The organism is Candidatus Poriferisodalis sp. (assembly GCF_965208555.1).
Lineage (GTDB): Bacteria > Actinomycetota > Acidimicrobiia > Acidimicrobiales > Poriferisodalaceae > Poriferisodalis.
This window is the reverse complement of record NZ_OZ242342.1, coordinates 2,754,016-2,774,487: the sequence shown is the minus strand read 5'-3', so window position 1 is coordinate 2,774,487 and position 20,472 is coordinate 2,754,016. Positions and strand designations below refer to the sequence as shown.

The window sequence follows — 20,472 nt, the reverse complement described above, 5'->3', positions numbered from 1 at the left end:
GGTGCGACTGGTCATCGCTCGCTGCACGGTCGACTACTCGGGCCGGCTCGACGCGCACCTGCCCGAGGCGGTGCGGCTGATCATGGTGAAGGCGGACGGCTGCGTGGCCATCCATGCCGACGGAGGCGCCTACAAACCGCTGAACTGGATGAACGCTCCCAACCGGCTCGTGTGCGAGCCCGACCTGTGGCGGGTCACCAACGACCGCGGCGAGCGCCTCGAGATACGCCTTGCCGAGGTGCTGAGCGACACCGCGCACGACATGGGCATCGATCCCGGCCTCGAGCGGGACGGCGTCGAAGCACACCTGCAGGAGCTGGTGGCCGCGCATCCCGAGACACTGGCCGATGGCACTGTGCTGGTGCGACGCGAGTACCCGACCGATATCGGTCCGGTGGATCTGCTGTGCCGGGACCGAGACGGAGCAACGCTGGCAGTGGAGATCAAGCGGCGGGGCGAGATCGACGGGGTCGAGCAGCTGTGCCGCTATCTCGAGTACCTGAACCGGGACGCTCGCTTGGCACCGGTGAACGGCGTCTTCGCCGCGCAGGAGATCAAGCCCCAAGCGCGGGTGCTCGCGGCCGACCGGGGCATCCGCTGCGTCGTGCTCGACTACGACGAGTTACGCGGCATCACCAGCGACGCGCTCAGGCTGTTCTGAGCTCGGGAGCAGAGCTTCCTGCCCGCTCCGCAGCTCGGGCAGCAGCTTCTAGGCGAAGATGCACAGACCGTTGTCGATGACCACGCGCTGCTCGTCGGTGCCCTTCTGGGCGACTGTGCGGTAGATCGCGCGACCCTCGCCGTCGTCCCAGACCTGAATCGTCAGCTCGTCGCCGGGGAACACCGGTGCGGAGAACCGGGAGTCCATCGACCGGAATCGAGCCGGGTCACCCTCGCACAGGGTGTGCAGCAGTGCCCGGCCGGTGAACCCGTAGGTGCACAGACCGTGCAGGATCGGCTTGGGAAAGCCGGCGAGCTCGGTGGCGAACCACGGGTCGCTGTGGAGCGGGTTGTAGTCGCCGCTCAGCCGGTACGTGAGGGCCTGATCGGGCCGGGTCTGGTACGAGATCTCGTAGTCGGGGTCGCGGTCAGGCGCGCTGACCAGCGGGGCAGTGCTGCCCGGCTCGCCCCCGAAACCGCCTGAGCCGCGGATCACCACCGAGCTGCGCAGCTCGAAGATGACGTCACCGGAATCGGGATCGACGGCGCTGGCCTCGGTGTCGATGATCGCGTTGCGGCCTTCGCCCTTGTCCCACATCCCGGCGATGCGATCGGTGATCTCGACGGACCCCTCGGTGGGAATCGGACGATGCACGGTGATCCCCTGGCTGCCGTGCAACAGCTTGCCCCAATCCAGATCACCGGCATTGGCCATGGCGCCGCCAGCCCCGAAGCCGATGACGACGCCCTGGGTCGGGAATGCCTGATGCGTGATGTTCTTGGAGTTGTGCGTGGTGAACTCCAGCTCGGATCCGAAAGGATCCTCTGCGCCGGCCCCGATGCCGACTGCATAGAGCAGCGAGTCGCGGAATGTCCACGACCGCTTCGTCGGCTTGCCGGTGGCGCCGACGGCTTCCGGATTGAGTCCCATGATTGATGTCCTTCCTAAGTGAAACGATTTGGGTGCGAGTCGAGTCTGCAGGTCGAAAGGGGCTTGCGGCTCAGTCGGCCACGCCGCCATCGGCCGGCTGGCCGCTCATGCCGCTGTTGAGGCGGGCGTCGCGCACGAGCTGGCGGGCCGCATCGCCGATCTTGGTCGGGTCGTCGACGGCGTCGATCGTCGGGCCGCGTTCCCAGCCCTCGGCGACCGCAAGCATGCGGCCCGATGCTTCGAAGACCCGGCCGTTGACGCCTGCTGCCTCGGCTGAGCACAGCCAGGTCACGATCGGCGCGATGTAGCGGGGGTGCATCAGGGCCTGATCCTCCTCGGAGGCCTCACCCATGCCCAAGTCCTCGGTCATACGCGTGAGCGCGCCAGGTGCAACCGCATTGACGCGCACGCCGTAACGCGCCAGCTCACGCGCCGCGATGATGGTGAACGCTGCAATGCCCATCTTGGCTGCGCCGTAGTTGGTCTGTCCCGGGTTGCCGTAGATGCCCGAGACCGAAGTCGTGTTCACAATCGACGCGTTCACCTGCTCGCCGGCCTTCGACTTCTCCCGCCAGTAGGAACTGGCCCAGCGTGCGGGCGCAAAGGTGCCCTTGAGGTGGACCTTGATCACCGCGTCCCATTCGGCCTCGGTCATGTTCACCAGCATCCGGTCGCGCAGGATGCCGGCATTGTTCACAATGCCGTGCAGGTCGCCGAACGTCTCTATGGCCTGGTTCACGAGCCGCTGAGCGCCTTCCCAATCGGAGACGTCGTCACCGTTGGCGGCCGCCTCGCCGCCCATCGCCCTGATCTCGTTGACAACCTCATCGGCCGGACCGATGTCGGCGCCGGTGCCGTCGCGGGCGCCGCCCAGGTCGTTGCAGACCACCTTGGCCCCGTGCTCGGCAAGCATCAGGCAATGCTCACGCCCGATGCCGCGGGCACCTCCGGTCACGATGACGACTCGCCCCTCGCACAGCTTGCTCATGATGTCGTGATTTCCTTCCCTCGGTAGCGCCGCCCGCGTGCGACGGCGCCGTCGGCACCGCTGCCGGAGCGGCGACGACGGCTCGGAGTATCGCACGCACGCCGCGCCGCCTGCACACGGCAAGCGACCCGTACGATCAACCCCCGTGCACTGGCCGACGTGGGCACCTCGCTGGTCGATCATCACGGCGGCCGCAATCCTGGTGGCGTCGATCCTCGGCACCGCCGTGCTGGCCATCAGGGGCCCGTCTGATGCTCCTTCTCAGACCGCTCCAGTGACGTCGGTTGGGCCGCCTCCGAGCAGCACACCGGTCGCCGTTCCCACTACGGCTCCGGGAACGCCGACCGAAGTGAGTCCCGACACGGTGCACCTGCGGATTGCCGCGCTTGCGGCAGAGCTGTCGGCGACGCCGGTGGTGGTGCGCACCGATGTCGGCGATCTCACGCTGACCGCGGCCGACCTCGGCATAGCGCTTGAGCATGACGCCACCTACAACGCCGTCCGGGAACTGCGCACCGGCACTGCGCAAGCGAGCGAGGCAGCCCCCGAGTCGTGGGTCGCGTGGTCTACCGATCCCCAGTTCACCGAACGCCGGTACAGCGTCGACCGGTCAATGGCCCGTGCTGTGCTCGCCGACGCCGCTGACCTCGGCGTGACGGCCACGCCCCCGAGGGTCGTCGTCGTCAACGGCACACTCGCTGTCGACCTCGGCCTTCCTGGCCAGGTCGTCGACGCCGATGCCATCGTCGATCAGGTGCTCGAAGGCATCGCTCGCTCGTACACGCGAATCGAGATCGCTGCGGAACTGATCGAGAGCGAACCGCTTGCCCACACGCCCGAACTGCAGGAGGCCGTCAACACAGCACACCAGAACTACGGGCGCAATCTCGTCGTCGCATACGGAGAGACGACCCATGACCTCACCATCGAGACGGTCGCCGGCTGGCTCCAGCTCGATGCGGAGGCAGCACCGCCGGAGATCTCGTTCGATCAAACGCAGGTAGGGCCGTACCTCGAGGAGGTCTTCGCCGATCACTCGGCCCCATTCGCCCCCGCCGCCATGGCTGTCATCGCCGGCGTGCCGACGGTTGTGGCGAGCGACGGCAGCATCGCCTGCTGTGCCGACGATGTCGGCGCCCTCATCGAGGAGGCGTTGCTGGCACGCGTACAAGGGCCGCTCGCGCTGCCGTCGCGCCCTGCGGTGAGCCGTGAGGAACAGGCGCACCTGGAATCGCTGGGCATCGTCGAACTCGTCGGCACCTTCACCACGAAGCATGCGTGCTGTCAGGGCCGCGTCGAGAACATCCACCTCTTCGCCGATTTGATGCGGGGCGCAGTCGTCGGGCCTGGTGAAAGCCTCTCGCTGAACTCGCATGTCGGCCGGCGAACCGAGGAAAAAGGCTTCGTGGAGGGCGGCTTCATCGAAAAGGGCGTGCTCGTCGACGACATCGGCGGCGGGGTGTCGCAGTTCGCCACCACCATCTTCAACGCCCTGATCCGGGCCGGCATGACCATCGACGAGTACCAGACGCACTCGCTGTACCTCAGCCGCTACCCGTTCGGGTTGGACCCCACCATCTCGTACCCGAAGCCTGACCTGAGATTCACCAATCCCACTCCGTACGGCCTGCTCATATGGCCGACCTACACCGACACCTCCATCACCGTCGAGCTGTACTCCACCCGCAACGTCCAAGTCACGGTCGGCGAACCCGAAGAGGAAATGCAGGACTTCTGCCGCCGGGTCCGCACGGAACGGACTCGCGAGTTCTCCGACGGCACTGTCGACGTGGACACCTTCCATGCGCGCTATCGGCCCGAGGAGGGGCGTGACTGCGATGGCTCACGTTCGGTGCCGAGGCAGTGCGTCGACCCCTTGCTGGCATCCCCGGATTCGCCAGGTGAGGGACTCTCCGCCGACGGCGAGGCATCAGAAGGCTCTGAGGGCACTGATGGGGCTGCCGGCGACGCCGAAGAAGTCTTGGTCGACGACGGCAGCGAGCGCGAAGACGGGTCCATCGTGGAATGCCCGCCGCTCGAGTGCATCGAGCAGCCCGGCGAACGCGACTCTGAACTGCCGCGCTATCCCGACGATCCCTGCCTCGGCGTCGACCTGAGCACGCTGTCCCCTGGCGGCGAGACCGCCGACGGCGATGCGGCCGGCCGCGAGGACGACCCGGTGGAGCCGGACGACGCCGCTGGGGGAAGCGATCCTGACCGCGCGGAAGACGAGCCGTCAGGCAGCGGCGGGGTCGTCGAGACTGCCGAACCCGACGCATCCTGAGACGATGAACGTCGTCGATGTCCTGATCGTGGGTGCCGGCCCGGCGGGTGCATCGGCTGCGGTGTGGGCCCGGCGCGCAGGACTCGACGTGCTGCTCGTAGACCGCGCGGCGGCGGGACGTGACAAGTGCTGCGGCGACGGCCTCACCGCGCTCGCGCTGCGAGAACTCGAGTCTCTCGGCCTGCAACCCGAGCAGATGGGCTCGTGGCAGCACGTGGCAGCGGCATGTGTCCGCACGCCCCAAGGTCGCGTCATGCGATTGCCCCTGCCAGCAGGTCGCGGGCAGTTTGCGGCCGTGTGCCGGCGCGCCGAGCTTGACGCGGGGCTCATCGACCTCGCGGCTGCGGAGGACGCCGACGTTCGTCTCGGCGTCGCGTTCGACGGTTTCGAAGACACAGGAGCGCAGACGAGCACGGCATCGGTCCGACTGAGCGACGGCGACGTGGTGCGAGCCCGATTCGTGGTGGCTGCCGATGGTGTCTATTCGGCCGTGCGCAAGGCGCTCGGCATCGGCCCGCACCGCTACCGAGGTGACTGGCATGCGTTCCGCGGCTACCTGCGGGCCAGCGGAGCTGCGGCGCACGACATGTGGGTGTGGTTCGAGCCCGACCTGCTGCCGGGCTACGCCTGGTCATTCCCCCTGGGCGACGGCCGCGTCAATGTCGGCTTCGGCGTGCCTCGAGACCATCGTCGCTACGAAGCCGGAGTGGGCACGGGAACGCTCGCCGGCCGGGAGATCGCCGCCGTCTGGGCCGGCCTCACGGAGCGCCGGCACATCGAGAGCGTGCTCGGCAGCCACGAGCCGGACGGCCCGACGCGTGCCTGGCCGATACCAGCACGGCTGGGAGAACTGACTCTCGCGCAGGGACGCACGCTGCTGTGCGGCGACGCTGCTGCGGCCGCTGACCCGCTGACCGGCGAGGGAATCGGCCAGGCGCTGCAGATGGGGCGCATGGCGGCGACGGCGATCGCACGGGGCGGCCCGCCGCACAGCGTGACCGCCCGTTACGTGCGCGAGGCACAGGCCGAGTTCGTACTGGACCACCGGCTCGCGAGAGGTCTGAGCCGCGTGCTGGCCCGCGAACGCCTGGCCGAACTCTCGCTGCGAGCAGTCGACTGGTCAGCGTGGACTCGCCGCCAATTCGCCCGCTGGATGTTCGAGGACTACCCGCGAGCTGCCGTCGCGACGCCTCGCCGTTGGCACCGCGGCATGGCAGCCGCGCGCGGCGCATACGATCCCGCCTCCCGACCGGTTGCGGTCACCACCACAAGTTCGCCAAGCTAGGCGGGTGACGGACGGCGCCATGCTCGAACCAGGCATCGATGACCGGCATTGCAGGTTCACCCGCGAGCAGTGGGCGAAGCTGCGAGACGCGACGCCGCTGTCATTGACCGAAGCAGAGCTCGAGGCACTGGCGGGTCTGGTCGAACCCGTGACGCTCGACATGGTGCGGGACATCTACCTTCCGCTCTCGCGCCTGCTGAACCTGCGTGTCGCTGCGAAGCGCCAACTGCGCGCGGCCACCGAGGGCTTCTTCGGCAGGGTCTTGCCGCCGCGGCCCTACCTGATCGGCATCGGCGGCAGTGTCTCGGCCGGCAAGAGCACCACTGCACGCATTCTGCGGGCCGTGCTGGCGTCATGGCCCGATCATCCCGAAGTGGATCTGGTCACGACGGACGGGTTCTTGCTGCCCAACGCCGAACTGACTGCGCGGGGCATCCTCGGACGCAAGGGCTTTCCCGAGTCGTATCGCCGCGGCGAGCTGCGCGACTTCCTCCAACGGATTTCGAGCGGCGAGCCGGACGTCGCAGCACCCGTCTACTCGCACAGCCTCTACGACGTGACCGACGAGGTTCAGCTCATCAACCAGCCCGACATCCTCATCGTCGAGGGCCTGAACGTGTTGCAGACAGGGCCGCCGTCGAGCACGCCCTTCGTGTCGGACTTCTTTGACTTCACCATCTACGTCGACGCCGAGTCCGAGGACCTCGAGGAGTGGTACGTCGAGCGGTTCCAGCAGCTGCGCAAGACGGTGTTCCGCGAGCAGTCCGCCTATTTCGCGCAGTTCGCCGATCTGCCGCCCTCTGCTGCCGACGCGGTGGCACGCACCATCTGGCGCTCCATCAACCTTGTCAACTTGCAGGAGAACATCCTCCCGACGCGGGCTCGAGCTGACCTGGTGCTCGCGAAGGGTCACGATCACGTCGTCGACCACGTCGAGCTCCGGTACCACTAGGCACCGCACGCCCTCGACTTATGGCGAATTCCGCTGCGAATGATCCGCCGGCTGCGGGCCGGATGCCGGGCTGCACGTTCTGTTCCATCGCGGCAGGCGACATCCCGGCACTGCGCATCTACGAGGACGAGCACGCCGTGGCGTTCATGGATCGACTGCCCATGACCGTCGGTCACTGTCTGGTCATTCCCCGCAGGCACGTGACCGACATCTGGGAACTCACCGATGACGATGCGGCACACGTGATGCAGGCGGCGCGCCGGGTGGCAAGCCTGGTGCGCGAACGACTGCAGCCGGCGGGTGTGAACCTGCTTAACAACAACGGCGCTGCGGCAGACCAGACGCAGTTCCATTTCCATATCCACGTGATCCCGCGCTATGGGCGGGACCGGTTGCTGCACCCGTGGGAGCGGATCTTCGCGCCGGCAGGCGAGATCGAATCGGCGTACCGGTTGCTCAGTGCGCCCAGCTCGCAGGCCCCGGCGGCTGCCACCCCGAACAACTAGCTTCGGGCGCCATGAACGACCGCTACGCCCCCTTCTCCGCGCTCGAGATCACCGGTCCCGACGACGACGGCGTGCTCGAGATCGTGATCGATACGCCAGGCCGGCTGAATTCGGTGGATGCGCCGAAGCACCTGGCGCTGGCCGATGTCTGGCGAGCAGTCGACGACGATCCTGACACCCGGGTGGCTGTCATCCGGGGTGCCAATGGCACGTTCTCCGCCGGCGGCGACCTGGACATGATCCAGGAGATCATGGACGACTTCGAGACGCGCCAGCGGGCACTGCGCGAAGCGCGGGACATCGTCTACAACATGATCAACTGCTCCAAGATCATCGTCTCGGCGATCGAGGGCGTCGCTGTCGGTGCGGGTCTGGCGGCTGCATTGATGGCCGACATCTCCATCGCAGGGCGCAGCGCTCGGATCGTCGACGGCCACACCAAGCTCGGCGTGGCCGCCGGCGATCACGCGGCGATCGTGTGGCCGATCCTGTGCGGCATGGCCAAGTCGAAGTACTACCTGCTGACCTGCGACACGATCACGGGCGAACAGGCCGACGACATGGGCCTCGTCAGCAAGGTGGTCGACGACGATGCCGTGCTCGACGAGGCATTCGCCGTTGCCCGCAGGCTGGCGGGAGGCAGCCAGAGCGCCATCCGCTGGACGAAGTACAGCCTCAACAATTGGATGCGAATGGCAGGGCCCATCTTCGACACCTCTGCTGCCCTGGAGATGCTGGGCTTCACGGGCGCTGATGTGCGCGAGGGCCACGCCGCCATCGTCGAGAAGCGCCGTCCGAATTTCGCCTGACCCGGGCAGAGAATCGAAGAGACGAAGACATGACGAAGCTGGATCCCCCCGACGAAGACCATCTCACCGCTCATGAGCGGGCTGCGCCGATGGCTGCCCAGAACTCGGGCCCGCTCCAAGGTGTTCGCATCATCGACTGCACCCACGCGCTGGCAGGCCCGTGGTCGACGATGATGCTTGCCGACCTCGGCGCCGATGTGATCAAGGTGGAGCCGCCGCGGGGCGAGCTGGCCCGCAAGATGCCGCCGTTCACCCGCGAGGACACCGAACGGAACTTCGGCGCCGGGTTCGCCAACTACAACCGCAACAAGCGAGGCGTCGCTCTCGACCTCACCGACGATGACCAGCGGGAGCAGTTCCTGCAACTCGTCGACACAGCGGATGCACTCGTCGAGAACATGCGCGCGGGCGTGATGGATGCGCTCGGAGTGGGCTGGGAGGTGCTCCACGAGCGCAACCCGCGGCTGGTCTATGGCGCCATCCGGGGCTTCGGCGACCCCCGCTCAGGCGAGAGCCCCTATGTCGACTGGCCGGCGTACGACGTCGTGGCCCAAGCGATGTCGGGCATGGTCTCGGCCACCGGCAGCGGTCCCGACGACCGGCACGTCGTGGGTCCCTACATCGGCGACACCTACCCCGGCACGATCGGCGCCATGGGAGTGCTGGCAGCGCTGTTCCATGCCCAGCGGACCGGCGAGGGACAGTTCGTGGATGTCTCGATGGTGGATGCCGTGATGGCGCTCGGCGAAGTCGGGGTCACCCGCTACAGCGTGATGGGCCAGCCTGATACGCCGCCCAGCGGCAACAAGAACCAGTACATCGTGCCGTTCGACATCTTCGAGACGTCCGACGGGGCAGTTGCCATCGGCGCGCCCACCGACAACCACTGGCGAGAGCTGGCCGTTGCCATGGGCCGGCCGGAGTGGGCTACTGCGGACGAGACCCGCACGCTTCGTGCGAGGTTCCATCACCGCGACATGATCATCGACGCGCTCACGGAATGGGCCGCGTCGCACACCAACGCCGAGGTGCTCGAAGCGATCGGCGGCAAGGTGCCGTGCGGGCCGGTGAACCATCCCGGCGACCTGTTCACCGACCCTCATGTCGCAGCCCGCGACATGCTGGTGTCGGTCGAGCAGCCGGTGGGCCGGCCGATCGTGCAGATCGCGCCGCCGATCCGCATGAGCGCCACGCCGCCGGGCATCTACCGCCGCGCTCCCAAGCTCGGCGAGCACAATCGCGAAGTGCTCGGCGAGCTCGGCGACGACGCCGATTGAGCGAGCCCGCTGCTGAGGCGGCACTGGCCCACGGGTAGCGTGACCACAATGGGCAGGCGCAAGCGTCGGGTGCCAGCAGCGCGCACGAGGCCTTCCGGCTTCGAGCCGATCGTCGCTGGCTTGGTATCGCCGCGGCGGGCTGTGCCCGCGCACATCGAACTGCCGCCCTACGCCATCAGCGGCAGGTCCTCACCGGCCCCGAGCGGGGTGGAACCCTCCGACAGCGCCACGATCGAGGCCATGCGTGCGGCAGGTTCGGCTGCGCGGCGGGTGCTGAGCGCCGTGGCAGCAGAGATCGCGCCTGGCGTCACCAGCGATCATCTCGACGAGGTCTGTCACGCGGCCTGCATCGCCGAAGGCGGCTACCCGAGCCCGCTCAACTACAACGGCTTCCCGAAGTCGCTGTGCACCTCGGCCAACGAGATCATCTGCCACGGCATCCCCGACGACCGGCAGCTGCGTGACGGCGACATCGTGAACTGCGATGTGACGATCTACGTCGGGGGGGTGCACGGCGACCACTCCGAGACGTTCCTGGTGGGCGATGTCGACGAGACCTCGCGGCGACTCGTCGAGGTCACCCGGGAGTCCATGTACCACGGCATCGCAGCAATCCGGCCTGGCGCCCAGGTGTGCGACATCGGCCGTGCCATACAGACCCACGCCGAAGCAGCGGGCTATGGCGTCGTGCGCGAGTTCGTCGGCCACGGCATCGGGCAGATCTTCCACCGGCTGCCGAACATCCCCCACTACTTCGACCCGTCGGCGCGCACCGAGCTGATCGAGGGCATGACCTTCACCGTGGAGCCGATGATCACGCTCGGCGCGCCGCGCGCACAGCTGTGGCCCGACGGCTGGACGGCGATGACCGTCGACCGCAGCCGCACTGCGCAGTTCGAGCACACGGTGCTGGTCACCGACGACGGCGCTGAACTGCTGACCGTGACCGACGACGAGCCGCAGCCCTTTCTCTCCGCGAGCTCCGCAACCCGGCTCAACCCTGACGACTGGCCCCGGCGGCTGCACACCGCAGCCGTGGGGGCTGGCTGAGTCATGCCGCGACCGCGCGTCGCGGCAACTGCTGCGCGCTCCGACCGGCCGCCCGCTCTCGTCGCCGCCGTCCGGGTCGCAACGGTGCTTGCGGCGATGGTTGCACTCAGCGGGGCCTGTGCATCCGAGCCGGAGGCGGAGCCGATCCCGACGACCCTCCCTGTGCTGACGACACTGCGCCCGCAGCTCACCACGACGACCATCGCCGCACCGCCTCCGCAACGACGGATTTATGTCGTGCAGCCGGGCGACACGCTCAGCAGAATTGCCAATGGATTCGGCGTCTCCGTCCGATCGCTCATGGACGAGAACGGCAAGGAAGACACGCTGCTCCGCATCGGAGAGCAACTCGTGATCCCGCCGACCGTGGTCGGCGCGAACAGCTCACAGTGACGACTGCCGGTGACTCGTCCTGCTCGCGGCACTGGGGTGTGATGGCGGCGGCGGTGGCGGTCGGGTTCGCGGGCATGGCCAGCGGGTGCACCCTGTTGCCGGGCGAATCCCGCACGCAGGTCTCCGCCACGACGTTCCCCGTCGCGACAGCAGCACCGACCACGACCACAGAGCCGCCGCTGCTGACGCCCTACACCGTGGTGCGAGGAGACACGCTGATCCAGATCGCAGACCGCTACGGCATTCACCTGAATGATCTCGTACGGGTGAACAACATTGCCGACCCCACCAAGATCTTCGTCGGCCAGATCCTGATGATCCCGCCGCCGCCGGATCCCGCTGCTGGGCCCGCGCTCACCATCGCCCCCGCCACCGATCCCGTCCTCCCGCCACTGCTGCCGACCACCACCGCGCCGCCGATCACGCTCGGCGGATCCGGATGATGTCTGCATCGTCATCGACCGACGCTGCGCCAGCCGAAGCGCAGGATCCGCTGTCAGCGGCAGCACAGCAGATTGCCCGCTTCGACGGCACCGTCGACAGGTGGTGGGAGGTTCTGCGAGGCCGCAAGCTGATGGATCGAGTGATGTACGGGGCCTCGGATATCGGTGAGTTCAGCCAGCTCTGGCATGTGCTGGGTGCAATTCGAGCGCTGGCGCCGCGACGGCAAGCCTCCGATGCACTGCGGTTCAGCGCGCTCATGGCCCTCGAATCGCTGGTCGTGAATCAGGGAGTCAAAAGGCTGTTCGCACGGCGCCGGCCCGGCACGGCGGCGGAGAACCCGACCCGCCACCGACTCCGCCAACCGATCACATCAAGCTTCCCGTCTGGCCACGCGTCAGCAGCATTCTGCGCCGCAGCGGTGCTGTCACGCGGTTCCCGGCTGGGGCCCGTCTACCGGTTGGCGGCGGTCATCGTGGCCGCCTCGCGCATCCATGTGCGCTTGCATCACGCGAGCGATGTCATCGCCGGCGCCGCCGTCGGCGAGGCAATCGGGCGCCTCGCCTCCCGGCTGATGCAGCGCTGAGACTGCCTCAGGCTCGGGCCACGTCCTGATCGGCCTTGCCGACGGTCGGCAGCTCGGCCACCTCGTCGCCTCGCCGCAGCAGCGTGCGCACGTCGAGCAGCACGTCGGTGACCTCGACCGACGAGACCAATTCGCGGCGGAAGAAGTCGCCCAGCGCGTTGTCGATGATTTCGAGTGCGTCGGAGATGATGCGGGGTTCAGCGGTCCGAGTTGGCTCAGTCGTCTCGGTCATCTCGGTTTCCTCCCCGCTCCCGACGTCGGTGTCGACGGCGTCGCTGGCTGTGAACCTCACCCTATCTCGCACCCGACGCTCGCCACCGTCAGTTCGCTGAGACGTCACAGGGCCGCCGACAATCGCCTGCGGCCGCACCGGCGAACCGCGCGACCGGCAGGTACGGTGCGCCGCCATGAACGCGAATGGACCGGCTGGGGCCGGCTCAACTGGGCCACGGCCCTTTGGCGTGACGGTCGGCAGCCTGGGAGTGCTGGGGCCCGCCGCCGTCACCGACATCGCCCGCTCCGCGGAGGCGCAGGGCTACTCGTCAATCTGGACCGTCGAGGCGACAGGCACCGATGCGTTCTCGCTCTTGGGCGCCGCTGCCCACGCAGCCCCCGGCCTCGATCTTGCGACCGGCATCATCCCGGTCCAGCTGCGAGCTCCCACGCTGGTGGCCATGACGGCCGCCACCTTGCAGTTGCTCAGCGATGACCGGGATGTCCTAGTGGGCCTCGGCGTCTCGGCACCGGGCATCCTCCGCCAGCACGGCCAGCCGCCGCCTGATCGACCGATCGCGATGATGCGCGAGTATGTGGCGCTGCTGCGCGAATGCCTGAGCGGCGAGCAGGTGACCTTCGAGGGCGACTTCTGGCAGGTGCGCAAGTTCCGCCTGGCCATGCGGCTGGGCGAGCGACGCCCGAAGATCGTCCTCGCGGCGCTCAACCCCCAGATGCTGCGCCTGGCGGGCGAGGTAGCCGACGGTGTCCTGCTCAACTACCTGCCCGCTTCGCACGTCCCCAGCGTGGTGGCAGAGGTGCGCAAGGGCGGCGGCGCGCAGATCATCTGCTACGTCCACGCCGCCACGGGCGAACTGGAGCGCTCGGCCCGCTCTGCACAGCGGGACCTGCTCAACTACGCGATGGCCGACGGCTATGCCAACGCCTTCCGCGCAGCGGGCTTCGGCGACGAGGTGGACGAAGCCCGCGCCCGACAGTCCGAGCGTGACCGAGACGGCGCCCTTGCTGCGATCTCGAACGAGATGATCCAGGCGATCGACTTCATCGGCACCCCGGCAGAGATTGCAGCCTTCGCCCGGGAATATGTCGATGCAGGAGTAGAGCACCCCGTGCTGATGCCGCTGCCGTGGGGCGAGGACCGGCGCGCCGTGACTGACGAGACCATGGCGGCGTTCGCCGCCGCCTTCGCCTAGTCCCCCGCTATCGCGCGCGACGCCGCTGGCTTCGCCGCTCGGCTCGGCCTGCGCAGGTCAGTCTGCGGCGGCGACTCCCACGGGACATGACTGGCCGGTGCTGCCCAGGCCGCAATAGCCCCACGGGATCTTGTGCAGGTACTGCTGGTGGTAGTCCTCGGCGTAGTAGAAGGGCCCGGCCAGGCAGATCTCGGTGGTGATGGCACCCAGGCCGGCACCGTCGAGCACGGCCTGGAACATGTCCCTCGACGATTCGGCGATCGCCAAGTCGTCCTGGTCCGCCACGTAGATGCCCGAGCGGTACTGGGTGCCGATGTCGTTCCCCTGCCGCATGCCCTGGGTGGGGTCGTGGCCCTCCCAGAACGCCTTCAGCATCGCCTCGAAGCTGGTGACCGCCGGATCGAACACGGCCAGCACGGCCTCGGTGTGGCCGGTCAGGCCCGAGCAGACCTCCTCGTAGCTGGGATTGGGCGTGATGCCGCCGGCGTAGCCCACGGCCGTGGTGTGGACGCCGGGAAGCTGCCAGAAGATGCGCTCGGCACCCCAGAAACAGCCCATGCCGACCACGATGTGCTTGAAGCCGTCGGGAAACGGCGGCGTCATCGAGGTTCCGAGCACGACATGAGCCGGAGCGACCGGCATCGTCTGGCTGCGCCCGGGCAGCGCAGCGTCGGCATCGGGGACTTCCAGCTTCCTTGACCACAACGCCACAGCGCTTCCTCCTGCTGTGCCTGAAACGCTAGCGACCTAATGTCAGCGGAATGAGCGAATCGCTGATTCCCGCTGAGACGCTGGCGCGCGTGGGCGAGGTGCTGTCGGGGCCGGTCACCGTGGTCATCGATCGGCGCGAAGCCCAGCGCTACGCCTACGCCGTCGGCGACGAGAATCCCATCTACTTCGACGAGGTCGCTGCGGTAGCAGCCGGATACCGGACGCTGGTTGCGCCGCCGACCTACGTCACCCACGCCGTGGTACAGCCGAGAACGGCGTCCGACCTGCGTACGGACGGCCTGTACCGCGAAGGCACGCGCATCCGGCTGCTGGTCGACCGGGTGATGTTCGGCGGCGAGGAGTGGGATTTCCTGGAACCGGTCTGCATCGGCGACGAGATCACCGCCACCGTCCGCCTCGCTGCGCTCGATCAGAAGGAGGGCCGCAAGGGACCCTTCGTGCGACAGGTGCGCGAGACCACGTTCGTCAATCAATTCGGCGACAAAGTCGCCCGTTCCCGCATGATCGGCATCGCACGATGAGCACAACCACTGAAGCGACGATCGCAGCACCAGACCTCGAGACGCTCGAGGCCGGCCAAGAGCTGCCGACGATGCACAAGTTCCCCGACGAGGCGCAGCTGTTCCTCTACAGCGCGGCCAGCCACAACCCGCACCGGATCCATTACGACCGCGAATACGCCCGCTTCGAAGGGCACGACGACATCATCGTGCACGGTCCCCTGCAGGGCGCCTGGCTGACGCAGTTCGTGACCGACTGGGCGGGTCCCGCCGCCCGCCTGCTGGGCGTGACGTGGCAGAACCGCGCCAGCGGACTTCCCGGCGAGGAGCTGGTGTTCTCCGGCACGGTGACGTCGGTGGACGCGGAATCGGGGGTTGTCGAGCTGGAGATCGCCGAGCACACCTCCGACGGAAGACTGCTCATGCCGGCGACAGCTAGGGTCCGCCTGCCCGCCGCGTAGCCCAGGAGACCACCGCGCATGAAGATCGCCGTCGACTTCCCGTCCATTGCGTTCCGGGAAGGTCCCCAGCGTGTGCTCGACCTGGCGAAGGCCATCGAGGACCTGGGCTACGACGAGATCGCTGCATTCGACCACGTGGTGATGGGCCATCCGGGCGAAGGCCGATTCACCATCTACCCCGCGAACATGCCGATCCTCGAAGCGCTCATGCTGCTCGCGAACGTGGCGGCAGTGACCGAGCGGGTGACGCTGTCCACCGAGGTGCTGGTGCTGCCGCAGCGCCAGCCGGTGCTGGTGGCCAAGCAGATCTCGACGCTGGACACGCTGTCGGATGGTCGGGTTCGCCTCGGCATCGGCGTGGGCTGGCAGGACTCGGAGTACGACGCGCTCGAGGAGGACTTCCGCACTCGCGGCCAGCGCATGGACGAAGCCATCGACCTCATGCGGACCTACTGGGCCGGCGGACGCATCGAGTTCTCAGGCGAGCACTACAACAGCCACGACATGGGCATGGAGCCCGTCTCGCCGCAAGGTGCCGCTATCCCGCTGTGGATCGGCGGCGACAGCCGCGCCGCGTTGCGCCGTACCGCCCAGAAGGGCGACGGCTGGATGGCGTCGGGCGTCAGCGACGAGCGGGCACTCGAGTGCATGACCGAGATCCGCCGCCGGGCCGAGGAAGACTTCGGCCGCGATCCCGATTCCATCGGCATGCAGCTGATGCTGGCGCCGCCGCCCCGCACCGACGCCGACAAGGGCTTCTACAAGGACCTGGACGCCATCGGCGAGCGGGCTGCCGTCGTCAGGGCACTGGGATTCGACTGGGCCTCGGTGAACGTGACTGCGATCTTCCAAGCCGGTGCCCGCTCGGTCGAGGCAATGATCGACCGGCTGGGCGAGATCATCGAACGCATCCGTGCCGAGACGGCCTGAGCCCTGCCGAGTCACCCGCTGACACAACCATCACAGGACAGAACAGGACAGCCACCATGAGCCAGCCGCAACTCATCATCGACAACCTCAAGGCCTGCTGGGCGAGCTGCAAGGAGTTCTACGGCTCGCTCGAGGGCGACCAGTGGCAGGTCCAGTCGCACTGCCCTGACTGGACGGTCCACGGCGTGCTGGTGCACCAGGTGTCGGTGGAGCAGGCACTGTCGGGCTGGCTGCCCGAATCGGTCGAGACTCCTCCCCCGTTCGGTGATATCGCCGGCTACGTCTCCGCAGCCACGGCCATGAGCGGGCCTGAGCTGACGGCGTTGGCCGCGGAGGTGTGGGACGGGCGCGCTGCGCAGCTCGAAGCGCTGGACGAGGAGGTCTTCGAGCGGGGTTCGATGACCCCGGTGGGGCCCGGCACCTACGGGCGCTTCATGGCCATCCGGGAATTCGACCACTGGATGCACGAGCGCGACTGCCGCACCCCGCTGGGGATGCCCACCGACAATGGCGGCCCGGCCGCAGAGATGGCGCTGAACGAGGTGCACCTGTCCATCGGCTACATCGCCGGCAAGCGGGTGGGCCTGCCCGACGGCGCCACCATGCGGTTCGACATCACCGGCGCCGTCGAGCGCGACATCTACGTGCAGGTTGACGGCCGGGCCCGCGAGGTCGACCACGTCGAGAACCCGACCGTCACGCTGCACTGCGATTCGATGGCGTTCATGGACCTCACCTGCGGGCGCATCGACCCTGAGGGCCCGATCGCTGCGGGACAGGTGACGTGGTCGGGCGACACCGAGCTCGGCGCGCACGCCGCCCGCAACCTGCGCTTCACGATGTAGTCCCTCGCCAAGCCCTGATCTCGACAAGACCCGTCTCGATAAGCCCAGTCTCGATAAGCCAAGGAGCACCCAGATGTCAGAGACATCCCTGCCAGTGCGGCACCTGTTCAGAATGGACATCGATGCCGACCTGTCGAATGCCACCCGGATCCGCGGCGGGCCCGCAGGCACCCGGATGGTGGCCTCGGTCGACAGCGGCACCGTCACCGGCGAGCGCATCAACGGCACCATCCTGGGCCCGTCGGGCGACTGGCTGTACCGATCGGCCGACGGCACGATGCACCTCGACGTGCGCATCTCGATCCGCACCGACGACGAGGTCGACATCTTGATGGAGTACCAGGGGAAGATCTACCCCGACGGTTCGCCGCGTTCCGCGCCCACCTTCCAGACGTCAATGGAGGGCCCGTACAACTGGATCAACAAGATCCAGGCCATCGGCATCGGCTCGATCGACGATGGCAAGCTTGCCTACGAGGTCTACGAGCTGCTGTAGGTCCGTCGAACTGCCGCAGGCGGTGCGGCGGGCCGGCTCATTTCGCGGCTGAGGGGCCGCGCGGGTAACCGAACCACATCAGCGGGATGCACAGCGCCTGCAGCAGGCCCAGCAGCAGCCACATCCAGTTGTAGAGATGCACCTGGTGGGTGCCGCCGAGCACTGCGATCGCCGCGGCCACGCCGACGGCGGCCAGCCCGTAGCGCAATGACTGGTGGACGCCGTTGGCTGTGGCAATCGAAGCGGTCGGGATGTCGGCGAGCGCCGCCGAGTTGAGGTGGCTGGCCAGCACGCCCAGGCCGAGCCCGAACAGCATCGTCGAGGGGAACATCGCGAACCAGTAGCGCACGCTCTCATCGAGGAAGAACAGCAGCCAGAGCATCCCGCCTGTGGCGAACACCGATGCCAGGGTCATCAGTCCCCGGAATCCGTGCTTGTCGGCCCAGCGGCCGCTCAGGATCGCCACCGCACCCGACACGACGGGCGCCGGCGTGAACGCCAGGCCGACCCCCAGCAGGCTGTAGCCCCAGACGCTGGTGAGAAAGAGCGGCCACAGGAACCAGCTGGTGAACGCGCCGATCATCGACAGCGCGACAGCGAGGTTCGCCACCGCAAAACTGCGTATCCGGAACAGGCGCGGATCGAACAGCGGCTCAGGGTGCCGGGCCGATCGCAACAAGAACAGCGGCAGCAGGATCGCTCCCCCGGCGAAGCATGCCAGCGTCCATGTGGACGACCAGCCCCAATGACGGCCCTGCAGCGTTGCCAGCACGATCAGGAACACCGCCGCTGTGCCCATGAACACGCCGAGCAGATCCAGGGGCGTGCTCAGGTCGCGTTTGGCCGTCTCGTACAGGAATCTCAGCGAGCCCAAGAACGCAAGGGCCGCGATGGGGACAATCGCCAGGTACACGCCCCGCCAGCTCGAGACCTCCAAGATGACGGCGGCCAGTCCCGGAGCGATGCCGGAGGCGACCATGCCCGCGGCCGCCCAGATGCCGATGACGCTGGCTTGGCGCCCAGCGGGGAATTGCGGCAGCACGAGGGCCAGCGACGACGGAACCGTCAGTGCGCCGCAGAGTCCCTGAATTGCGCGGGCAGCGAGCAGGATGCCGACGCCCGGCGCCAGCCCCGCAATGATCGACGAAACCACAAGCCCCAGCACCCCGACACGGAAAACCAGCAGGCGGCCGTATCGGTCAGCCAGTCGTCCGCCGACGATGATCGTCGAGGCGAATGCCAGCGCGTAACCGCTGACGATCCAGCCGGTGATGGCATCGGACACGCCCGGGAACGACCGGACGATGTCGGGGAATGCCACGTTGGTGACCGTGACGTTGACGGTGCCGAGCACGAACGCCAGCGACCCCGTCGCGAGCGCGAGGCCGGCCCGGCGGCGTGGAGGTTCGACATCGGCGGAGGCACGCCGCTCGATCGGGAGCGGCTCGGCTTGGTGTGGCGTGGCGCGATCGATGCGCGGGGGTGCTGCGCGATCGGCGGGCTGCGGAGTGACGCTGTCGATGCGCGGCGGTGCTGCGCCGGCCGCGCTCGGTGCCAGACGCGACGCACCGTCGGCGAGCCGGAGCTGGACGACCTGCGGTGTGGGGTTCGACGCTTCTGGGAGGTCAGTCATCGCCCGCCGGGGGGCGCCGGTCTCGGAGGCCGCTGAGCCGTGTCGGATGTGCGGCCAGGGCTTCTTCGATGGGCTCGGTGCCCCAGCCGGGTGCATCGCCCAGCACGAGGTGGCCATCGACGTAGTTCGGCGCGACCGTGACGATCTCGTCGTCCCATGCAATGCGGTCGATGTCGGTCTCCATGATGATGATGTTCGGCGTGGCCGCTGCCCAGTGGGCGTTCATCATGGTGGCCAAGTGCCCATAGAAGTTGTGCGGCGCAACGCTGTGGCCCATGCCGTCGGCCATCGCGGCCATCTTCGACGACTGCCAGAAGCCGTTCCAGATGCCGTCGATGATGGGGACGTCGAACGAGCCGGCCTGCAGGTACGGGTACAGCTCGCGCACGCCGAACAGGCTCTCTCCCCCGCTGATCGTGCAGCCGGCCTTGGAGCGGATGTGCGCCATGGCGTCAGGGTGGTCGGAGTCGATCTCGATCCAGAACATCCCGCAGTCGGCCAGCTCGCGCACGATGCGGGCGTAGCCCTCCGTGCGGGCGTTGAAGTTCAGGTCGAGCAGCAGGTCCATGCTGTCGCCGGCACCGTCCCGGAACGCCTGCAGGACAGCCCGGATCTCGTCGATGAGCTGGCGCGACACGTTCAGCTCAGGGGCGAACGGCGTGCCGAAGCCCGGCAACCAGCCGCGCAAGCCGTCGGGCGTCTGGCGAAAGATGTTGGTCTTGAGGGCGGTGAATCCCTTCTCGGCGACCTCGGCGCCGAGCGCACGCACACCGTCCAGGTCGGTGATGCGGTTGCCGTAGATGTGGCCGAGGTTGATGCGCCAGGTGCCGCAATGCGACCAGTACACCCGGATGCGGTCGCGCACCTTGCCGCCGAGCAGGTCGTAGCAGGGCACTCCCAGGGTGCGGGCCTTCGCGTCGAGCAGGGCGTTCTCGATGGCACCGATGGCCTCGCCGATGATGCCGCTGGCCGCCTGGCGGGTACGGGCGAACAGGTACTGGTAGACGGGCTCATGGTCGAAAACCGAGCGCCCGCTCACCAGCGGTGCCAGGGCCTCGATGGCGGTGGTGAGGCCGGGCGAGGCGAAGCCCTCGTCGTACTCGGCCCAGCCGACCACGCCGTCGGCGGTGGTGACCTTCAAGAAGTAGTAGTTCCGCCAAGCGGCGTCGCACGACAGCGTCTCGACGCGCTCGACCACCGTTCCAGCATCCGACGATCCACTGCTGGCGGTCACATCACTCACTGCTGTTCTCCCTGACGAGCGCCGCGGCGCCAACTGTCCATCG

The 20,472-nt window shown here is 67.9% G+C and carries 23 protein-coding genes; 17 read left to right on the top strand and 6 right to left on the bottom strand.

Annotation, left to right across the window (positions count from 1 at the left end; genetic code table 11):
- The first annotated feature begins 1 nt into the window (after position 1).
- On the top strand, positions 2–661 hold the full coding sequence (gene nucS, locus ACOGXE_RS12780; protein ID WP_419931295.1) for an endonuclease NucS: 660 nt from the start codon (positions 2–4) through the stop codon (positions 659–661).
- 48 nt (positions 662–709) lie between these two features.
- Here nucS and ACOGXE_RS12775 read toward each other — a convergent pair whose 3' ends face one another.
- The gene (locus tag ACOGXE_RS12775; RefSeq protein WP_419931294.1) at positions 710–1,591 is read right to left on the bottom strand and encodes a MaoC/PaaZ C-terminal domain-containing protein; all 882 of its coding nucleotides are present in this window, start codon (positions 1,589–1,591) and stop codon (positions 710–712) included.
- 70 nt (positions 1,592–1,661) lie between these two features.
- Complete coding sequence (locus tag ACOGXE_RS12770) at positions 1,662–2,579, bottom strand: SDR family oxidoreductase (protein WP_419931293.1); 918 nt, start codon at positions 2,577–2,579, stop codon at positions 1,662–1,664.
- 145 nt (positions 2,580–2,724) lie between these two features.
- On the opposite strand from ACOGXE_RS12770, the gene ACOGXE_RS12765 reads away from it, so the two are divergent.
- From ACOGXE_RS12765 to ACOGXE_RS12720, 10 genes are read left to right on the top strand one after another with little or no spacing between them, the layout of a single operon-like run.
- Positions 2,725–4,863, top strand: coding sequence for a VanW family protein (locus tag ACOGXE_RS12765; protein WP_419931292.1), 2,139 nt, complete (start codon positions 2,725–2,727; stop codon positions 4,861–4,863).
- A 4-nt stretch (positions 4,864–4,867) separates the two neighbouring features.
- Positions 4,868–6,148 carry an NAD(P)/FAD-dependent oxidoreductase gene (locus tag ACOGXE_RS12760; RefSeq protein ID WP_419931291.1) on the top strand — a complete coding sequence of 427 codons (1,281 nt, stop codon included), beginning with the start codon at positions 4,868–4,870 and terminating at the stop codon, positions 6,146–6,148.
- Positions 6,149–6,167: 19 nt separating this feature from the next.
- A complete protein-coding gene (gene coaA, locus ACOGXE_RS12755; protein ID WP_419933520.1) occupies positions 6,168–7,100 on the top strand; it encodes a type I pantothenate kinase in 933 nt (310 codons plus the stop codon).
- Positions 7,101–7,120: 20 nt separating this feature from the next.
- On the top strand, positions 7,121–7,606 hold the full coding sequence (locus ACOGXE_RS12750; protein ID WP_419931289.1) for an HIT family protein: 486 nt from the start codon (positions 7,121–7,123) through the stop codon (positions 7,604–7,606).
- Positions 7,607–7,617: 11 nt separating this feature from the next.
- A complete protein-coding gene (locus ACOGXE_RS12745) occupies positions 7,618–8,415 on the top strand; it encodes an enoyl-CoA hydratase/isomerase family protein (RefSeq protein ID WP_419931288.1) in 798 nt (265 codons plus the stop codon).
- Positions 8,416–8,444: 29 nt separating this feature from the next.
- Positions 8,445–9,692, top strand: coding sequence for a CaiB/BaiF CoA transferase family protein (locus ACOGXE_RS12740; RefSeq protein WP_419931287.1), 1,248 nt, complete (start codon positions 8,445–8,447; stop codon positions 9,690–9,692).
- Between the two features lie 48 nt (positions 9,693–9,740).
- Positions 9,741–10,742 carry a type I methionyl aminopeptidase gene (gene map / locus ACOGXE_RS12735; protein WP_419931286.1) on the top strand — a complete coding sequence of 334 codons (1,002 nt, stop codon included), beginning with the start codon at positions 9,741–9,743 and terminating at the stop codon, positions 10,740–10,742.
- A gap of 3 nt (positions 10,743–10,745) precedes the next feature.
- Positions 10,746–11,135 (top strand): LysM peptidoglycan-binding domain-containing protein, encoded by a 390-nt coding sequence (locus ACOGXE_RS12730; protein ID WP_419931285.1) that lies wholly within the window; start codon positions 10,746–10,748, stop codon positions 11,133–11,135.
- Positions 11,132–11,578: a LysM peptidoglycan-binding domain-containing protein gene (locus tag ACOGXE_RS12725; RefSeq protein ID WP_419931284.1), complete on the top strand. Its 447-nt coding sequence runs from the start codon at positions 11,132–11,134 to the stop codon at positions 11,576–11,578. The genes ACOGXE_RS12730 and ACOGXE_RS12725 overlap by 4 nt, the downstream gene beginning before the upstream one ends.
- On the top strand, positions 11,578–12,162 hold the full coding sequence (locus ACOGXE_RS12720; RefSeq protein WP_419931283.1) for a phosphatase PAP2 family protein: 585 nt from the start codon (positions 11,578–11,580) through the stop codon (positions 12,160–12,162). Before ACOGXE_RS12725 ends, ACOGXE_RS12720 begins: the two co-directional genes overlap by 1 nt.
- 7 nt (positions 12,163–12,169) lie before the next feature.
- Here the strand turns inward: ACOGXE_RS12720 and ACOGXE_RS12715 are convergent, their stop codons facing one another.
- On the bottom strand, positions 12,170–12,454 hold the full coding sequence (locus tag ACOGXE_RS12715) for a hypothetical protein (RefSeq protein ID WP_419931282.1): 285 nt from the start codon (positions 12,452–12,454) through the stop codon (positions 12,170–12,172).
- A 169-nt stretch (positions 12,455–12,623) separates the two neighbouring features.
- On the opposite strand from ACOGXE_RS12715, the gene ACOGXE_RS12710 reads away from it, so the two are divergent.
- Entirely contained in the window at positions 12,624–13,589 is a 966-nt protein-coding gene (locus ACOGXE_RS12710; RefSeq protein WP_419931281.1) for an LLM class F420-dependent oxidoreductase, read from the top strand.
- 57 nt (positions 13,590–13,646) lie between these two features.
- Here ACOGXE_RS12710 and msrA read toward each other — a convergent pair whose 3' ends face one another.
- On the bottom strand, positions 13,647–14,231 hold the full coding sequence (gene msrA / locus ACOGXE_RS12705; RefSeq protein ID WP_419933519.1) for a peptide-methionine (S)-S-oxide reductase MsrA: 585 nt from the start codon (positions 14,229–14,231) through the stop codon (positions 13,647–13,649).
- A 119-nt stretch (positions 14,232–14,350) separates the two neighbouring features.
- Here msrA and ACOGXE_RS12700 point away from each other — a divergent pair, with 119 nt between their 5' ends.
- From ACOGXE_RS12700 to ACOGXE_RS12680, 5 genes are all read left to right on the top strand, one after another.
- Positions 14,351–14,842: an FAS1-like dehydratase domain-containing protein gene (locus ACOGXE_RS12700; protein WP_419931280.1), complete on the top strand. Its 492-nt coding sequence runs from the start codon at positions 14,351–14,353 to the stop codon at positions 14,840–14,842.
- Positions 14,839–15,282 (top strand): MaoC/PaaZ C-terminal domain-containing protein, encoded by a 444-nt coding sequence (locus ACOGXE_RS12695; RefSeq protein ID WP_419931279.1) that lies wholly within the window; start codon positions 14,839–14,841, stop codon positions 15,280–15,282. Before ACOGXE_RS12700 ends, ACOGXE_RS12695 begins: the two co-directional genes overlap by 4 nt.
- Positions 15,283–15,300: 18 nt before the next feature.
- On the top strand, positions 15,301–16,212 hold the full coding sequence (locus ACOGXE_RS12690; RefSeq protein WP_419931278.1) for an LLM class F420-dependent oxidoreductase: 912 nt from the start codon (positions 15,301–15,303) through the stop codon (positions 16,210–16,212).
- 56 nt (positions 16,213–16,268) lie between these two features.
- Complete coding sequence (locus ACOGXE_RS12685; protein WP_419931277.1) at positions 16,269–17,057, top strand: maleylpyruvate isomerase family mycothiol-dependent enzyme; 789 nt, start codon at positions 16,269–16,271, stop codon at positions 17,055–17,057.
- Positions 17,058–17,130: 73 nt separating this feature from the next.
- A complete protein-coding gene (locus tag ACOGXE_RS12680; RefSeq protein WP_419931276.1) occupies positions 17,131–17,553 on the top strand; it encodes a DUF3237 domain-containing protein in 423 nt (140 codons plus the stop codon).
- Positions 17,554–17,590: 37 nt separating this feature from the next.
- Here the strand turns inward: ACOGXE_RS12680 and ACOGXE_RS12675 are convergent, their stop codons facing one another.
- Together ACOGXE_RS12675 and ACOGXE_RS12670 are read right to left on the bottom strand one after the other, a co-directional pair.
- A complete protein-coding gene (locus ACOGXE_RS12675; RefSeq protein ID WP_419931275.1) occupies positions 17,591–19,186 on the bottom strand; it encodes an MFS transporter in 1,596 nt (531 codons plus the stop codon).
- Positions 19,179–20,429 carry a mandelate racemase/muconate lactonizing enzyme family protein gene (locus ACOGXE_RS12670; RefSeq protein ID WP_419931274.1) on the bottom strand — a complete coding sequence of 417 codons (1,251 nt, stop codon included), beginning with the start codon at positions 20,427–20,429 and terminating at the stop codon, positions 19,179–19,181. Before ACOGXE_RS12670 ends, ACOGXE_RS12675 begins: the two co-directional genes overlap by 8 nt.
- Positions 20,430–20,472 lie beyond the last annotated feature (43 nt).

Bases quoted from the DNA above. Each gene is read 5' to 3' on its own strand.
- ACOGXE_RS12775 (WP_419931294.1), bottom strand. From the start codon at position 1,591: ATGGGACTCAATCCGGAAGCCGTCGGCGCCACCGGCAAGCCGACGAAG.
- ACOGXE_RS12770 (WP_419931293.1), bottom strand. From the start codon at position 2,579: ATGAGCAAGCTGTGCGAGGGGCGAGTCGTCATCGTGACCGGAGGTGCC.
- ACOGXE_RS12760 (WP_419931291.1), top strand. From the start codon at position 4,868: ATGAACGTCGTCGATGTCCTGATCGTGGGTGCCGGCCCGGCGGGTGCA.
- coaA (WP_419933520.1), top strand. From the start codon at position 6,168: ATGCTCGAACCAGGCATCGATGACCGGCATTGCAGGTTCACCCGCGAG.
- ACOGXE_RS12750 (WP_419931289.1), top strand. From the start codon at position 7,121: ATGGCGAATTCCGCTGCGAATGATCCGCCGGCTGCGGGCCGGATGCCG.
- ACOGXE_RS12745 (WP_419931288.1), top strand. From the start codon at position 7,618: ATGAACGACCGCTACGCCCCCTTCTCCGCGCTCGAGATCACCGGTCCC.
- ACOGXE_RS12740 (WP_419931287.1), top strand. From the start codon at position 8,445: ATGACGAAGCTGGATCCCCCCGACGAAGACCATCTCACCGCTCATGAG.
- map (WP_419931286.1), top strand. From the start codon at position 9,741: ATGGGCAGGCGCAAGCGTCGGGTGCCAGCAGCGCGCACGAGGCCTTCC.
- ACOGXE_RS12730 (WP_419931285.1), top strand. From the start codon at position 10,746: ATGCCGCGACCGCGCGTCGCGGCAACTGCTGCGCGCTCCGACCGGCCG.
- ACOGXE_RS12720 (WP_419931283.1), top strand. From the start codon at position 11,578: ATGTCTGCATCGTCATCGACCGACGCTGCGCCAGCCGAAGCGCAGGAT.
- msrA (WP_419933519.1), bottom strand. From the start codon at position 14,231: ATGCCGGTCGCTCCGGCTCATGTCGTGCTCGGAACCTCGATGACGCCG.
- ACOGXE_RS12700 (WP_419931280.1), top strand. From the start codon at position 14,351: ATGAGCGAATCGCTGATTCCCGCTGAGACGCTGGCGCGCGTGGGCGAG.
- ACOGXE_RS12695 (WP_419931279.1), top strand. From the start codon at position 14,839: ATGAGCACAACCACTGAAGCGACGATCGCAGCACCAGACCTCGAGACG.
- ACOGXE_RS12690 (WP_419931278.1), top strand. From the start codon at position 15,301: ATGAAGATCGCCGTCGACTTCCCGTCCATTGCGTTCCGGGAAGGTCCC.
- ACOGXE_RS12685 (WP_419931277.1), top strand. From the start codon at position 16,269: ATGAGCCAGCCGCAACTCATCATCGACAACCTCAAGGCCTGCTGGGCG.
- ACOGXE_RS12680 (WP_419931276.1), top strand. From the start codon at position 17,131: ATGTCAGAGACATCCCTGCCAGTGCGGCACCTGTTCAGAATGGACATC.
- ACOGXE_RS12675 (WP_419931275.1), bottom strand. From the start codon at position 19,186: ATGACTGACCTCCCAGAAGCGTCGAACCCCACACCGCAGGTCGTCCAG.